General features: G+C 69.2%; 12 protein-coding genes and 1 pseudogene. 7 read left to right on the top strand and 6 right to left on the bottom strand.

Annotation, left to right across the window (positions count from 1 at the left end; all coding sequences use genetic code 11):
• Nucleotides 1–41 precede the first annotated feature (41 nt).
• From CHC02_RS17930 to CHC02_RS17915, 4 genes are all read left to right on the top strand, one after another.
• Nucleotides 42–677: a sarcosine oxidase subunit gamma gene (locus tag CHC02_RS17930; RefSeq protein ID WP_089392805.1), complete on the top strand. Its 636-nt coding sequence runs from the start codon at nt 42–44 to the stop codon at nt 675–677.
• A 55-nt stretch (nt 678–732) separates the two neighbouring features.
• Nucleotides 733–1,590 (top strand): formyltetrahydrofolate deformylase, encoded by an 858-nt coding sequence (gene purU / locus CHC02_RS17925; RefSeq protein ID WP_089392804.1) that lies wholly within the window; start codon nt 733–735, stop codon nt 1,588–1,590.
• Between the two features lie 260 nt (nt 1,591–1,850).
• Nucleotides 1,851–3,050: a formaldehyde dehydrogenase, glutathione-independent gene (gene fdhA / locus CHC02_RS17920; RefSeq protein WP_061560310.1), complete on the top strand. Its 1,200-nt coding sequence runs from the start codon at nt 1,851–1,853 to the stop codon at nt 3,048–3,050.
• A gap of 375 nt (nt 3,051–3,425) precedes the next feature.
• Nucleotides 3,426–3,998, top strand: coding sequence for a DUF1993 domain-containing protein (locus tag CHC02_RS17915; RefSeq protein ID WP_089392803.1), 573 nt, complete (start codon nt 3,426–3,428; stop codon nt 3,996–3,998).
• Between the two features lie 7 nt (nt 3,999–4,005).
• Here CHC02_RS17915 and CHC02_RS17910 read toward each other — a convergent pair whose 3' ends face one another.
• The 6 genes and pseudogenes from CHC02_RS17910 to CHC02_RS17890 form a co-directional block, all read right to left on the bottom strand.
• Complete coding sequence (locus tag CHC02_RS17910; RefSeq protein ID WP_089392802.1) at nt 4,006–5,118, bottom strand: class II histone deacetylase; 1,113 nt, start codon at nt 5,116–5,118, stop codon at nt 4,006–4,008.
• Nucleotides 5,115–6,506 (bottom strand): purine-cytosine permease family protein, encoded by a 1,392-nt coding sequence (locus tag CHC02_RS17905; RefSeq protein ID WP_089392801.1) that lies wholly within the window; start codon nt 6,504–6,506, stop codon nt 5,115–5,117. Before CHC02_RS17905 ends, CHC02_RS17910 begins: the two co-directional genes overlap by 4 nt.
• Before the next feature lie 61 nt (nt 6,507–6,567).
• Nucleotides 6,568–7,602 (bottom strand): ABC transporter substrate-binding protein, encoded by a 1,035-nt coding sequence (locus CHC02_RS17900; protein ID WP_089392800.1) that lies wholly within the window; start codon nt 7,600–7,602, stop codon nt 6,568–6,570.
• A gap of 230 nt (nt 7,603–7,832) precedes the next feature.
• Entirely contained in the window at nt 7,833–9,215 is a 1,383-nt protein-coding gene (locus tag CHC02_RS17895; RefSeq protein ID WP_089392799.1) for an aspartate aminotransferase family protein, read from the bottom strand.
• Nucleotides 9,216–9,254: 39 nt separating this feature from the next.
• Nucleotides 9,255–9,328, bottom strand: a pseudogene (locus tag CHC02_RS30965) (hypothetical protein); the annotation flags it as partial.
• Nucleotides 9,329–9,376: 48 nt separating this feature from the next.
• Nucleotides 9,377–10,867 carry an aldehyde dehydrogenase gene (locus CHC02_RS17890; protein ID WP_089392798.1) on the bottom strand — a complete coding sequence of 497 codons (1,491 nt, stop codon included), beginning with the start codon at nt 10,865–10,867 and terminating at the stop codon, nt 9,377–9,379.
• A 285-nt stretch (nt 10,868–11,152) separates the two neighbouring features.
• On the opposite strand from CHC02_RS17890, the gene CHC02_RS17885 reads away from it, so the two are divergent.
• The 3 genes from CHC02_RS17885 (at nt 11,153) to CHC02_RS17875 (ending at nt 14,272) form a co-directional block, all read left to right on the top strand.
• Complete coding sequence (locus tag CHC02_RS17885; RefSeq protein ID WP_058073093.1) at nt 11,153–12,088, top strand: LysR family transcriptional regulator; 936 nt, start codon at nt 11,153–11,155, stop codon at nt 12,086–12,088.
• Between the two features lie 242 nt (nt 12,089–12,330).
• Nucleotides 12,331–13,359, top strand: a complete 1,029-nt coding sequence (locus tag CHC02_RS17880) for a DUF5924 family protein (RefSeq protein ID WP_089392797.1) — start codon at nt 12,331–12,333, stop codon at nt 13,357–13,359.
• A 73-nt stretch (nt 13,360–13,432) separates the two neighbouring features.
• A complete protein-coding gene (locus CHC02_RS17875; RefSeq protein WP_089392796.1) occupies nt 13,433–14,272 on the top strand; it encodes an acyl-CoA thioesterase in 840 nt (279 codons plus the stop codon).
• The last annotated feature ends 117 nt before the right edge of the window (nt 14,273–14,389 follow it).

Raw genomic sequence — 14,389 nt, 5'->3', positions numbered from 1 at the left:
GAGAGGATTCCAGGGCGCACAGCGCCCCGAGGTGAATACGAATGAGCAAAGCGAACGTCTACCAGCAATGCCCCGAGGCCGGGGTGAAAGTCGAGACCCCGCTGCACCACGCCGAGCTGGACAAGCTGGCCTCGCGCAGCGTCGCCAACGCCGGCGTCACCCTGCGCGAGAAGAAGCTGCTCGGCCACCTGGTGCTGCGCGGCAGCGCCCATGACGCGGCCTTCGCCGAGGGCGTGCACAAGGCCCTGGGCCTGGAGCTGCCGGTGGCCCTGACCCTGGTGGCCAAGGGCGACACCTCGCTGCAGTGGCTGGGCCCGGACGAGTGGCTGCTGATCGTCCCCGGCGGCGAGGAATTCGCCGTCGAGCAGAAGCTGCGCAAGGTGCTCGGCGAGGAGCTGCACTACTCGGTGGTCAACGTCGGCGGCGGGCAGACCCTGCTGGAACTCACCGGGCCGAAGGTGCGCGAGCTGCTGATGAAGTCCACCAGCTACGACGTGCACCCGAGCAACTTCCCGGTGGGCAAGGCGGTGGGGACCATCTTCGCCAAGTCCCAGTGCGTGATCCGCCACACCGGCGAGGACACCTGGGAACTGGTGGTGCGCCGCAGCTTCGCCGACTACTTCTGGCTGTGGCTGCAGGACGCCAGCGCCGAGTACGGCCTGCAGATCGCCGCCTGATCCCGGCGGGCGGGCCAGCCGGCCCGCCCTCCCGCGTCGCCACCGGAGCCACGCCATGAGCCGCACCCCCGATACCTGGATCCTCACCGCCGACAGCCCGAGCCTGCTCGGCACCGTCGACGTGGTGACGCGCCACCTGTTCGAACGGCAGTGCTACGTCACCGAGCACCACTCCTTCGACGACCGCCTGGCCCAGCGCTTCTTCATCCGCGTGGAGTTCCGCGCCCCGGACGGCTTCGACGAGGCGGCCTTCCGCGCCAGCCTGGCCGAGCGCGTCGAGCCCTTCCAGATGAAGACCGAGCTGACCCCGCCGGGCTACCGCAGCAAGGTAGTGATCATGGTCTCCAAGGCCGACCACTGCCTGAACGACCTGCTCTACCGCCAGCGCATCGGCCAACTGCCGATGGACGTGGCGGCTGTGGTCTCCAACCACCCGGACCTGGAGCCCCTGGCGCGCTGGCACGGCATCCCCTACCACCACTTCGCCCTCGACCCGCAGGACAAGGCCGCCCAGGAAGCCAAGGTGTGGCAGGTGATCGAGCAAAGCGGCGCGGAACTGGTGATCCTCGCCCGCTACATGCAGGTGCTCTCGCCGGAGCTGTGCCGCAGGCTGGACGGCTGGGCGATCAACATCCACCACTCGCTGCTGCCCGGCTTCAAGGGCGCCAAGCCCTACCACCAGGCGTACCAGAAGGGCGTCAAGCTGGTCGGCGCCACCGCCCACTACATCAACAACGACCTCGACGAGGGCCCGATCATCGCCCAGGGCGTCGAGGCCGTGGACCACGCCCACTACCCCGAGGACCTGATCGCCAAGGGCCGCGACGTCGAGTGCCTGACCCTGGCGCGGGCGGTGGGCTATCACATCGAGCGGAGGGTATTCCTCAACGCCAATCGGACGGTTGTCCTTTAAAGCGGCTGCAGGCTGCAAGCCACAAGCTGCAAGCGGGGGCCGCATGTCGAGCCCGCGCCGAACAAGCCCCCTCTCCCGCTTGCGGGAGAGGGTTGGGGAGAGGGGCTCTTCATGCACCTCCCGCCACCCGAGCAACACCGACAGACCCGCCGGCTGCCAGCTGTACCCCGGCCCTGTCGCGCAACAGACGACATCCCAGTGCAAAGCCGCGTGGCCGCCGTGCCGCGCATTTGTACCCACAACGACAAAGAGGAATGCGTATGTCTGGCAATCGTGGTGTGGTTTATCTCGGCCCAGGTAAGGTCGAGGTGCAGAACATCCCCTATCCGAAGATGCAGGACCCGCAGGGCAAGCAGATCGACCACGGGGTGATCCTGCGGGTGGTCTCCACCAACATCTGCGGCTCCGACCAGCACATGGTGCGCGGCCGGACCACCGCGCCCACCGGCCTGGTGCTGGGCCACGAGATCACCGGCGAGGTGGTGGAGATCGGCCGCGGCGTGGAGACCATGAAGATCGGCGACCTGGTCTCGGTGCCCTTCAACGTCGCCTGCGGCCACTGCCGCACCTGCAAGGAGCAGCACACCGGCGTCTGCCTGACGGTCAACCCGGCCCGCGCCGGCGGCGCCTACGGCTACGTCGACATGGGCGGCTGGGTCGGTGGCCAGGCCGAATACGTGCTGGTGCCCTACGCCGACTTCAACCTGCTGAAGCTGCCGGACCGCGAGAAGGCCATGGAGAAGATCCGCGACCTGACCTGCCTGTCCGACATCCTGCCCACCGGCTACCACGGCGCGGTCACCGCCGGCGTCGGCCCGGGCAGCAGCGTGTACATCGCCGGTGCCGGCCCCGTGGGCCTGGCCGCTGCCGCCTCCGCCCGCCTGCTGGGCGCCGCGGTGGTGATCATCGGCGACGTCAACCCGACCCGCCTGGCCCACGCCAAGGCCCAGGGCTTCGAGATCGCCGACCTGTCCAAGGACACCCCGCTGCACGAGCAGATCGCCGACCTGCTGGGCGAGCCGGAAGTGGACTGCGCGGTCGACGCGGTGGGCTTCGAGGCCCGCGGCCACGGCCACTCGGGTTCGCAGCACGAGGCCCCGGCCACCGTGCTCAACTCGCTGATGGGCATCACCCGCGTGGCCGGCCAGATCGGCATCCCGGGCCTGTACGTCACCGAGGACCCGGGCGCGGTGGACGACGCCGCCAAGCACGGCAGCCTGAGCATCCGCTTCGGCCTGGGCTGGGCCAAGTCCCACAGCTTCCACACCGGCCAGACCCCGGTGATGAAGTACAACCGCCAGCTGATGCAGGCGATCATGTGGGACCGCATCAAGATCGCCGACATCGTCGGGGTGGAAGTCATCACCCTGGACGAGGCGCCGAAAGGCTACGGCGAGTTCGACGCCGGCGTGCCGAAGAAATTCGTCATCGACCCGCACAACCTGTTCCGCGCCGCGTAACCCGCGGCCAGCGCTCCGACCGCGGCGTCCCCCGCCGCGGTTTCTCTCCAGGGGAGCCTTCGGGCTCCCTTTTTTTGCGCCGCGCCTACAGGGACACCCCGTACCTCAACGGCCCCCTCGACCTAACCCTCTCCCGGAGGGAGAGGGGACCGCTCGGCGTGTGCGGGGAGGCTGGAGTCAGCCGGAGACAAAGGACCCACAGCCGGCACGAGCCGCATGCTCTTCGTAGGAGCGAGCTTGCTCGCGAACAAACGCGGTGCCATGCGGTTCGCGAGCAAGCTCGCTCCTACGAGAAGCCGTGCCCCCAATAAGGTAGGAGCAGCACGGCCGGCGAGTCCGGACTAAGCTGACGGCTCCCCTTTCCCGGAGCCCGCCATGTCGCTGACCAGCCTTCTCGTCCCCTCGTTCACCCACATGCTCACGAACCTCTCGCAATGGCTCGACAAGGCCGCCGCCCATGAAAGCGCCGCCGGCAACGACGTCGACGGGCTGATGGCGCAACGCCTGGCGCCGGACATGTACCCGCTGGCCGCGCAGGTGCGTTTCGCCTGCTTCCAGGCGCTGGAGCCGGCCTACCGCCTACGCGGCCTGGCCGTTCCGCAGGCGTGGCTGCAGGTGCGCAACGACGGCTGGGCGTCGAACGAGCGGCCGGGCACCCTGGCCGAGGCCCGGGCCTGCATAGCCGAGGCGCTGGCAGCGCTCGCCGACCTGCCCGGCGATGCGCTCGATGGCCGGCCCGAGGCGCCGATCGCGCTCGACCTGCCCAACGGCATCGTCTTCGACATGGACAGCGAGCAGTACGCCCGCGACTGGTCGTTCCCGCAGTTCTATTTCCACTGCATCACCGCCTACGCCATCCTGCGCAGCCTGGGCGTCGAGCTGGGCAAGGCCGATTACGTCGCACACGCGCTGGCCTACGTCCGCCCGGGCACGCTGCCGCAGGCCTGATGCCGGCCTACAGGCCCAGCTTCTGCGCCATGCGCTCGATGGCCTGGCGCTGGAAGGCGCGGAAATCCGCGTCCGGCTGCTGGCCTTCGAGCATCGGCAGGAAGGGGTCGACCACCTCGGTGGCCACCCCGGCCAGTTCCTCGATCACCGCGTGGCCGCAGAAGGGCACGTAGGCTTCGGCGTAGCCGCCCTCGTGGACCAGCACCAGGCGCCCCTCGCACAAGCGCTCGGCGGCCTCGCGCACGCTGCGGGTGAGGGCGCGGAAGGTCTCGCTGTGGGCGAGCATGCGCGCCAGCGGGTCCACGCCGTTGGCGTCGAAGCCGCAGGCCACCACGATCAGCTCCGGGCGGAAGCGCTCCAGGGCCGGCACTATGATGCGCTGCATGGCGTGGCGATAGGCGTCGTCGCCGCTGCCGGGGTACAGCGGGACGTTGACGTTGGCGCCCAGGCCGGCGCCTTCGCCCTGCTCTTCCACGGCGCCGGAGCCCACCGGGAAGCAGTCGGCCTGGTGGATCGACAGGGTCAGCACGTCGTCGCGGCCATAGAAGATCGACTGGGTGCCGTTGCCGTGGTGCACGTCCCAGTCCAGCACGGCGACGCGCCGGATGCCGTGGCGCGCCTTCGCCGCCTCCACAGCCACGGCGATGTTGGCCAGGTAGCAGAAGCCCATGCCGCGGTCGGCCAGGCAATGGTGGCCCGGCGGCCGCGACAGCGCGTAGGCGTTGTCCAGTTCGCCGCTGAGCACCGCGTCCACCGCGGCGATGGCCAGTCCGGCGGACTGCCGGGCGATCTCGTAGGTGCCGGGGCCGACCATGGCCTCCTCGCCCAGCTCGCCGTGGCCGGCGTCGCTCATGGCCTTGAAGCGTTGCAGGTAGTCCAGCGGGTGGACGCGCAGCAGGTCTTCCTCGCTGGCCAGCGGCGCGCTGGAAAGCTTGAGTTTCGCGCTCAGGCCCGAGACGTCCATCAGGCTTTTCAGCCGCCGCTTGCTCTCCGCCGACTCGGCGTGGCCGCTGCCGGCCGGCGGCTGCAGCCAGCCGCCCACCGGGAGAATCAGCGCGTGCAGCCCGGCGGCGTGCCAGAAGCAGCGTTCGTCGAAGAAGAATCCGGTCCGGCGGCTCATGCGCGGGCCTCCGCCAGGGTGCGCTGGCGCTTGCGGCTGAACGCCCAGTAGACCGGCGAGACCACGCCCAGGCCGACGATCCAGGAGATGTCGGCGCCGTTCATGGCGCGCGCCACCACCCCGGTGTACAGCTCGGTGGACATGAACGGCACCTGCACCAGGATGCCCAGCACGTAGCAGTTCACCGCGGTCCAGTTGAAGGTGCCGTAGATGCCGCCGTCGCGGCGGAAGAACGACAGCACGTCGTACTGGCCGTGGGCGACCAGGTAGTAGTCGACCAGGTTGATCGCGCTCCAGGGCACCAGCACGTAGAGCAGCAGGAGGATGAAGTTGGTGTAGTTGGCCATGAAGTTGTCCTGGCCGAGCAGGGCGATGGCCAGCGAGCCGCCGAACAGGCTCAGGGCGATCAGCGCGCGCCAGCCGGCGCCGGCCACCCAGGCCGGGATCAGCGTCTGGCCGACGGTGATCGCCGAGAGCGTGCCGCAGTACAGGTTCATCGCATTGGTGGCGGCGATGCCGATGGAGAACACCGCCACCAGCACGGCGCTGAAGCCGCCTGTCATGCCGATCAGCCCGGCGACCACGTCGCCGCCGTCCAGGCACAGGCCGACGATCACGCCCAGGAGCATGGGCAGGATCGAGCCCAGGCAGCAGCCCCAGTAGCTGGACCAGAACGCGGTGCGCGCGCCGGTGTCCTGCGGCATGTAGCGCGAGTAGTCGGAAACGTAGGGGGCGTAGGCCAGCTGCCAGAGCGCGGCGATCGACAGCGCGCCGAGGAAGCCCGGCAGGTTGAAGCCGTTGCGCTGCAGGAAATCCGCCGGCAGGCCGTGGATGAACAGCACCCAGGCGAAGCTGACCAGCAGCACCGCGCCGGACAGCCAGGACATCAGCCGGGTATAGCCGTGGATCAGGCGATAGCCGAAGACGGTGGCGACGACGCTGACCGCGCCCACCAGCAGGATGCCGGCGTTGGTGGCCACGGCCGGGAAGCGTGCGTGCAGCGTCTGGCCGCCGAGCACCAGGTTGGAGGCGAAGAAGCCCAGGTACATGATCACCACCAGGGCCACCACCAGCAACGAGCCGAAGGAGCCGAACTGGCCGCGCGTCTGCACCATCTGCGGCACGCCCAGCTGCGGGCCCTGGGCCGAGTGCAGGGCCATGAACACCCCGCCGACCAGGTTGCCCAGCACCAGCGCCAGCAGCGCGGCGACGAAGGACAGCTGGAACACGGTGACGGCCAGCGCCCCCGTGACCACGGTGAGCAGCATGATGTTGCTGCCGAACCAGATGGTGAAGAGGTCGCGGGCGCGGCCGTGGCGTTCGTGCCGGGCGATGGGCTGGATGGTGCTCAGCTCCAGGGTCGCCGCCGGGGTTTGCGTCGTTGTCATTGTGGTTCTCGCAAGGCAAGGCGGTGCCCGGCACGCCGGGCACTCGGGTTGGCCGGGGGCCTCAGCGGGCCGCCCAGGCGTTGAAGCGCAGTTCCAGTTCCTCGCCGTGGTCGACCCAGAAGGCCGAGTCCACCGAGCGGGCGCCCTGCAGGTTGGCCGGGGCGGTGGGCAGGGCGGCCTGGACGTCGGCCGGCAGCAGTGCCAGGGTGCCCTTGTGCACCGGGCCGTAGGGGATGTTCTCGGAGAACACCTTCTGCGTCTGCGGCTGGCTGGCGAAGGCGATGAACTTCTCGGCCAGGGCCTTGTTCGGCGTGCCCTTGACCACCGCCCAGTATTCCGGGTCGTAGAGGCTGCCCGGCCAGACGATGGCCAGCGGCACGCCTTCCTTCTGCGCGGCGGCGATGCGGCCGTTGTAGGCGGCGCTCATCACCACGTCGCCGGCGGCCAGCCACTGCGGCGGTTGCGCGCCGGCTTCCCACCACTGGATGTAGGGCTTGATCTCGTCGAGCTTCCTGAAGGCGCGGCTGACGCCCTCGGCGGTGCCCAGCACCTTGTACAGGTCCTCGGGTTTCACGCCGTCGGCCAGCAGGGCCACTTCCAGGGTGTACTTGGCGCCCTTGCGCAGGCCGCGCTTGCCCGGGTACTCCTTGACGTTCCAGAAGTCCGCCCAGGAGGTCGGCGCCTTGGCCAGGCGCTTGCTGTCGTAGGCCATGACCATGGACCAGACGTAGGTGGCCACGCCGCACTCGCTGAAGGTGCCGGGGACGAACTGCGACTGGTCGCCGATGGCGGCCGGGTCGATGCGCTCGAACAGGCCCTCGTCGCAGCCGCGCAGCAGTTCGGGGCTTTCCACCTCGACCACGTCCCAGGTGACCTTGCCGACGTCGACCATGGCCTTCACCTTGGCCATCTCGCCGTTGTACTCGCCGGCGACCACCTTGCCGGCGCCGCTGGCATCGAAGGGTTTGAAGTAGGCCTTGTCCTGGGCGGCCTTGGTGGCGCCGCCGAAGGAGATCACCGTGAGATCCTGCGCCTGGGCGGCGCCGGTGGCGGCGAGGACCGCGCAGGCGAGGATGCAATGCAAGGACGATTTCATGGAACGAACTCCCACAGCCGGTTGGCGTTGTTGGTTTGGATTGCTGGGCAGTTGCCGAACGGGCGGCAAAAAGGTTCCACGGCGCGGGCCTGCATGGGCCCGCGGCGTTGTTGTTCGTTTTTCGTTGGCGCGAGCTGGCCCGCGAACCGCGGGAGCCGGGCCCGCTGGCGAATCGCCCCGGTGAAAGAGCGTTCGCGAGCAAGCTCGCTCCTGCAAGGTCGTGCCGTGCCTTAGAGCACGCCGATCTCCTTCCCGGTGCGGTCCACCGCGATGCGCGTCTTGTCCACCAGCTCGTCCAGCTCGGCGCGGCCGGCCACCAGGGCCGGGGCCATGATCATGCGGCCGAGGGTGGAGCGGATGATCACGCCTTCCTCGAAGCCGATGGTGCGGCAGCGCCAGGCCAGGTCGTTCTCGTTGTCGAAGCGCTTGCGGGTGGCCTTGTCCTGCACGAACTGCAGCGCCGCCACCAGGCCGGCGCCCTGGATCTCGCCGATCAGCGGGTGGTTGCCGAACACCTCGCGCAGGCACTGCTGCAGGTAGGGGCCGGTGTCGTTCTTGACCTGGGTGACGATGCCCTCGTCGCGCAGCGCCTTGAGGTTGGCCACGGCCACCGCCGCCGCCACCGGGTGGCCGGAATAGGTCAGGCCGTGGGCGAACACGCCGCCCTGCTCCACCAGCACCTCGGCGATGCGCTTGCTCAGCACCAGGCCGCCCATGGGGATGTAGCCGCTGGTCAGGCCCTTGGCGATGGACAGGGTGTCCGGCTCGAAGCCGAAGTGCTGGTGGGCCATCCATTCGCCGGTGCGGCCGAAGCCGCCGATCACTTCGTCGGCGCACAGCAGCACGTCGTACTTGCGGCAGATGCGCTGGATTTCCGGCCAATAGCTCTCCGGCGGGAAGATCATGCCGCCGGCGCCCTGGAAGGGCTCGGCGATGAAGCCGGCGACGTTCTCGGCGCCCAGCTCGAGGATCTTGTCCTCCAGCTGCTGCGCGCAGCGGCGGCCGAATTCCCCGGGGGTGAGGTCGCCGCCGTTGGCGAACCAGTAGGGCTCGTCGATGTGGGCGATATCCGGGATCATGCCGCCCATCTCGTGCATGAACTTCATGCCGCCCAGCGCGGTGGCCGCCAGGGTCGAGCCGTGGTAGCCGTTCCAGCGGCCGATCATGATCTTCTTCTGCGGCTTGCCGAGGATCTGCCAGTAGCGGCGCACCGTGCGGATCAGCACCTCGTTGGATTCGGAGCCGGAGTTGGTGTAGATGGCGTGGCTGTAGTGGCCCGGCAGCAGGCTGAAGAGCAGCTCGGACAGCTCGATCACCGCCGGGTGGGTGGTGTGGAAGAACATGTTGTAGTACGGCAGCTGGTCCATCTGCGCGCTGGCCGCGGCGGTCAGGTCCTTGCGGCCGTAGCCGAGCTGGGTGCACCACAGGCCGGACATGCCGTCCAGGTAGCGGTTGCCGTCGTTGTCCCACAGGTACAGGCCCTCGCCGCGCACCATCACCCGCGGGCCTTCGGCGTTCAGCGCCTTCTGGTCGAGGAAGGCGTGGATGTGGTGGGCCGCGTCAGCCGCCTGGTAGTCGCGGGTCTCGCGTTGCGCATTGCTGTTGTCGGTCATCGACTTTCTCCTAGTTCCCTCGGCGGTGCTCCGGCAACCGGCCTGAGGGGTTGGCAGGGGATCGAGGGCGACGGACTTACCTGGGCAGTCTCACCGGCCGTCTCGAGCGGTTCGCCGGGGCAGGACGGGCCGGCGGTGCGCCGCCGGCCCTGCGCCTGCCCTCAGCGCAGCTGGAACCAGGTGGTTTTCAGCTGGGTGTACTTGTCGAACGAATGCAGCGACAGGTCGCGGCCGAAGCCGGACTGCTTGCCGCCGCCGAAGGGGATCGCCGGGTCCAGGGCATCCACGGTGTTCACCGACACGGTGCCGACGTTCAGCCGGCCGGCCACGCGGTGGGCGCGGTTGAGGTCGTCGCTCCACACCGAGGCGGCCAGGCCGAAGGGGCTGTCGTTGGCCAGGCGCAGGGCCTCGTCCTCGCTGTCGAAGGCGGTCACCGCCAGCACCGGGCCGAAGACCTCCTCGCGGGCCAGGCGCTGCTGCGGGTCGACATTCGTGAAGATGGTCGGCTCGATGAAGTTGCCCGAGCCGTTGAAGCTCAGCTGGCGGCCGCCGCAAGCCAGGGTCGCGGAGCTGCCGCGGGTTTCCTCGATGAAGCGCAGGATGCTGGCGGTCTGCCTGGCGTCGACGATGGCGCCGGCGCGGCTGGCCGGGTCCAGCGGGTCGCCCGGGGCCCAGTCGCGGGCCTTGGCGATCAGGCGCTCGACGAATTCGTCGTGGATGGAGCGCTCCACCAGCAGCCGCGAGTTGGCCGAGCAGACCTCGCCCTGGTTGAAGAAAATGCCGAATGCCGCTTTTTCAGCCGCAAGATCGAGGTCGCGGCAATCGGCGAACACGAGGTTCGGGCTCTTGCCGCCACACTCCAGCCACACCTGCTTGAGGTTGGACTGGGCGGAATACTGCATGAAGTACTTGCCCACTTCGGTGGAGCCGGTGAACACCAGGCAGTCCACGTCCGGGTGCAGGCCCAAGGCCTTGCCGGCCTGCTCGCCCAGGCCCGGCACCACGTTCAGCACGCCCTCGGGCAGGCCGGCCTCCAGGGCCAGCTCGGCCAGGCGCAGGGCGGAGAACGGCGACTGCTCGGCCGGCTTGAGCACCACCGAGTTGCCGGCGGCCAGGGCCGGGGCCAGCTTCCAGGCGGCCATGTCGAGGGGGAAGTTCCACGGCACCACGGCGCCGATCACGCCCAGGGGCGCGCGGGTGATGGTGGCCAGGGCGCTGGACGCGGTGGGGGCGACCTGGTCGTAGAGCTTGTCCAGGGCCTCGGCGTACCAGGAGAAGACGCCAGCGGCGCCGGGCACGTCGATGTTCCAGGCGTCCATCACCGGCTTGCCCATGTTCAGCGAGTCCAGCAGGGCCAGCTCGTCGCGGTGGGCCAGCATCAGCTCGGCCAGCTTCAGCAGCACGGCCTTGCGCTCGCGCGGCGCCATGCGCGCCCAGGGGCCCTGCTCGAAGGCGCGGCGGGCGCTGCGCACGGCGGCGTCGACTTCGGCCGCGCCGCAGGCGGCGACGTTGGCCAGCAGGCGGTTGGTGGCCGGGTCGATGGAAGCGAAGGTGGCGCCGTCGGCGGCGGCCACGCGGCGGCCATCGATCAGGGCGGCGTCGATGAAGGTCTGGCGGGCTGCACGCTGCTGCCAGTCGCTGAGTTGATACACCAGGGCACTCCTGCTCACGAGCAATTATTGTTTTGTTCTGTGGTGCCCTGATGGTCGCGCATGCCCCGGCGGAGGAAAAATATTAAATATGTCTTCGGGGTATATGAAAAAGCTGGGCAGGCGCGCACCGGCAAAGTGCGCCATGCTGGGTTATGGTGCGGCACCTGGAGGCGCTTCGACGCTCACTGGCGCCTGCCGGCGGGCCCGAACCTTGCTTCCCGATGAACCGATGACACAACGAGAGCGCGCACGCCACCGGCGAAGCCGCGCCATAGAGGTCTTGCAGTGGCTTCCTATACCTTGCGGCAACTGAAGTATTTCGTGACCACCGTGGAATGCGGCAGCGTGGCCGAGGCCTCGCGCAAGCTCTACATCGCCCAGCCGTCGATCTCCACGGCGATCAAGGGCCTTGAGGAGAGCTTCGGCGTGCAGCTGTTCATCCGCCACCACGCCCAGGGCGTGTCCCTCACCCCCAGCGGCGCGCGCTTCTACCGCAAGGCCCAGGAACTGCTGCGCATGGCCCACGAGTTCGAGCAGAACGCCCTGGCCGACAACGACGTGGTGGCCGGGCAGATCGACCTGGCCTGCTTCGAGACGGTGGCGCCGCTGTACCTGCCGCGGCTGATCGCCGGCTTCCGCGAGCGCTACCCGGGGGTGGAGATCCGCATCCGCGACGGCGAGCAGCAGGAACTGGTGCAGGGCCTGACCTCGGGGCGCTTCGACCTGGCCCTGCTGTACCGCCACGACCTCGACGGCACCATCGAGACCGAGCCGCTGATGCCGGCGCAGCGCCCCTACGCCCTGCTCCCGGCCGACCACCGCTTCGCCCGCCAGGCCCAGGTATCGCTGCGCGACCTGGCGCTGGAACCGATGATCCTGCTCGACGTGCAGCCCAGCCGCACCTACTTCGTGAGCATCTTCGAGGAACTGGGGCTGACGCCGAACATCGCCTTCAGCTCGCCCTCCATCGAGATGGTGCGCGGCATGGTCGGCCAGGGCTTCGGCTTCTCGGTGCTGGTCACCCGGCCGCATTCGGAATGCACCTACGACGGCAAGAAAGTGGTGATGGTGAACATCGCCGAGGACGTCAGCGCCTCCGGCCTGGTGGCCGCCTGGCTGAAGCGCGCGCAGCTGACCAAGCCGGCGCGGCTGTTCGTCGACTATGCCCGCGAGGAGCTGAGCGGCGGGGTGGTGTCAGAGCCCGCACACAAGCCTTCGTAGGATGGGTTGAGCGGAGCGATACCCATCGCCACGACGCATGGGTTTCGCATACGGGGCTGAATGCCAACCCTTGATAGGAGCGGGCCCTGCCCGCGATTCGCGCGCAGGGCCCGCTCCTACAGGGGAATGGCGTGGGTGAGGCGGCGCCTCCGCCCTACCCTCCGTCCAGCGCCGCTGCCCCGCGGCCGGCACAAGCGCTACAATCCCCGGCCTTTTCCGTTGTCCGGCTTCGGCCCCTCGTCATGCTTGTGTTGAAAACCCGTGTGCAGCGCCTGGTGGCGCTGGCCCTCTCGCTCCTGGAACGCTACCCGCGGCTGATCGCCCTGTTCGGCTTCTGCTCGGGGCTGTTCAGCTTCATGATGGTCGACCGCCACCGCGCCGGCTTCGCCCGCGTCATGGCCATCGTCATGCTGATCAGCTGGCTCTGGCTGATGCTGGAGAACCTGCTCACCCAGCGCTTCAAGGAGCGCTTCGGCTGGTCGGTGCCGCCGGGGCTGCTGCGCTACGCGACCCAGCTGATCCACCAGGAAAGCCTGTTCTTCGTCCTGCCGTTCTTCTTCGTCACCACCACCTGGAACAGCGGCCAGGCCCTGTTCACCGGCGCCCTGGGGCTGGCCGGGCTGATCGCCATCACCGACCCGGTCTACTACAAGTGGCTGGCGCCGCGGCGCTGGACCTTCCTCGGCTACCACACCCTGACGCTGTTCGCCGTGCTGCTCACCGCGCTGCCGCTGATCCTCCAGCTGAGCACCCCGGAAAGCTACCGCTGGGCGCTGGGCATCGCCGTGGCGCTGTCCTTCCCCAGCCTGGTGGTGTCGGTGGGCATCCACAAGTGGTGGCGCTGGTTCGCCCTGCTCGGCCTGACCCTGTGCATCGGCGTGGTCGGCTGGTTCGGCCGCGCCTGGGTGCCGCCCTCCACCCTGTGGCTGGCGGAAATGGCGGTCACCGAGCAGTTCGACAACAGCCAGCGCACCCCCGGCGACAGCGTCGAGCAGGTCAGCGCCGCGCAGATCCGCAGCCAGGGCCTCTACGCCTACACCGCCATCAGCGCCCCGCGTGGCCTGGACGAACGCATCGTCCACGTATGGCGGCACAACGGCCAGGAAGTCGACCGCATCGCCCTGGACATCCACGGCGGCCGCGAGGCCGGCTACCGCGCCTGGACGCACAAGCAGAACTTCCCCGGCGACCCGGTCGGGCGCTGGCAGGTGCAGGTGCTCACCGAGGTCGGCCAGGTGATCGGCACCCTGCGCTTCGAGGTCACGCCCTGACCGCCCGGTTCGCTTGACCGCGCCCGGGCCGCTCCCCTAAAAGGACCGGATACCCGCGCCGAGAGCACCGAGCATGACCGACTCCGCCTTGCACCCCTTCGACCGCGCCCTGGCCCTGGAGGCCGACGCCGGCGACGCCGACCTGTTCCATGGCCACACCAGCGACGACTACTGGAACATGGTCGGCCCCTTCGGCGGCATCACCGCCGCCACCCTGCTGCAGGCCGTGCTGCGCCACCCGCGGCTGCTCGGCGCGCCCATCGCGCTGACGGTGAACTTCGCCGCCGCCATCGAGGCCGGCGCCTTCGCCGTGCGCGCCACGCCGATCCGCACCAACCGCTCCACCCAGCACTGGCTGCTGCAGCTGAGCCAGGTCGACGCCGACGGCGTGGAGCAGGTCTCCACCACCGGCACCGCGGTCACCGCCCTGCGCCGCGAGACCTGGAGCGAACTCGACCTGGTGCGCCCGCAGGCCGAGGCGCCGGCGCAGACGCCGCCGCTGAACACCAGCGGCAAGGGCGTGGCCTGGGTGCAGCAGTACGAGATGCGCGCCATCGACGGCGCCTTCCCCGGCACCTGGGACGGCAGCGGCGAGCACAGCCGCACCCGCCTCTGGCTGCGCGACGCCCGGGCGCGGGCGCTGGACTTCCCGGCCCTGGCGGCGATGAGCGACATCTTCTACCCGCGCGTCTGGCTGCGCCGCGCCACCCCGGTGCCGGCGGGCACCGTGTCGATCACCACCTACTTCCACACCGACGCCGCGCAACTGGCCGAAGTCGGCAGCGGTTACCTGCTGGGCGAAGCCCGCGGCCAGGCCTTCCGCAACGGCTATTTCGACCAGGCCGCGGAGTTGTGGAGCGAGGCCGGCGAACTGCTCGCCACCAGCAACCAGATCGTCTACTACAAGCAGTGACGGCAGGGGCCGGGCGCCGCGGCGCCCGGCCTTGGCAAAAAGCCAGCATGGTTACAAAAACGTAAGATTGCATCGCTATAAACGACGGCCACTTCCAGAAGAAAAAAGGTCGTCGCC

It is taken from the genome of Pseudomonas delhiensis, from assembly GCF_900187975.1.
In the GTDB taxonomy this organism is placed as follows: Bacteria; Pseudomonadota; Gammaproteobacteria; order Pseudomonadales; family Pseudomonadaceae; genus Pseudomonas; species Pseudomonas delhiensis.
The sequence above is the reverse complement of the archived record's forward strand: the minus strand, read 5'-3'. Positions and strand labels throughout refer to the sequence as shown.

Bases quoted from the DNA above. Each gene is read 5' to 3' on its own strand.
- CHC02_RS17915 (WP_089392803.1), top strand. From the start codon at position 3,426: ATGTCGCTGACCAGCCTTCTCGTCCCCTCGTTCACCCACATGCTCACG.
- CHC02_RS17930 (WP_089392805.1), top strand. From the start codon at position 42: ATGAGCAAAGCGAACGTCTACCAGCAATGCCCCGAGGCCGGGGTGAAA.
- purU (WP_089392804.1), top strand. From the start codon at position 733: ATGAGCCGCACCCCCGATACCTGGATCCTCACCGCCGACAGCCCGAGC.
- CHC02_RS17900 (WP_089392800.1), bottom strand. From the start codon at position 7,602: ATGAAATCGTCCTTGCATTGCATCCTCGCCTGCGCGGTCCTCGCCGCC.
- fdhA (WP_061560310.1), top strand. From the start codon at position 1,851: ATGTCTGGCAATCGTGGTGTGGTTTATCTCGGCCCAGGTAAGGTCGAG.
- CHC02_RS17895 (WP_089392799.1), bottom strand. From the start codon at position 9,215: ATGACCGACAACAGCAATGCGCAACGCGAGACCCGCGACTACCAGGCG.
- CHC02_RS17905 (WP_089392801.1), bottom strand. From the start codon at position 6,506: ATGACAACGACGCAAACCCCGGCGGCGACCCTGGAGCTGAGCACCATC.
- CHC02_RS17910 (WP_089392802.1), bottom strand. From the start codon at position 5,118: ATGAGCCGCCGGACCGGATTCTTCTTCGACGAACGCTGCTTCTGGCAC.
- CHC02_RS17880 (WP_089392797.1), top strand. From the start codon at position 12,331: ATGCTTGTGTTGAAAACCCGTGTGCAGCGCCTGGTGGCGCTGGCCCTC.
- CHC02_RS17875 (WP_089392796.1), top strand. From the start codon at position 13,433: ATGACCGACTCCGCCTTGCACCCCTTCGACCGCGCCCTGGCCCTGGAG.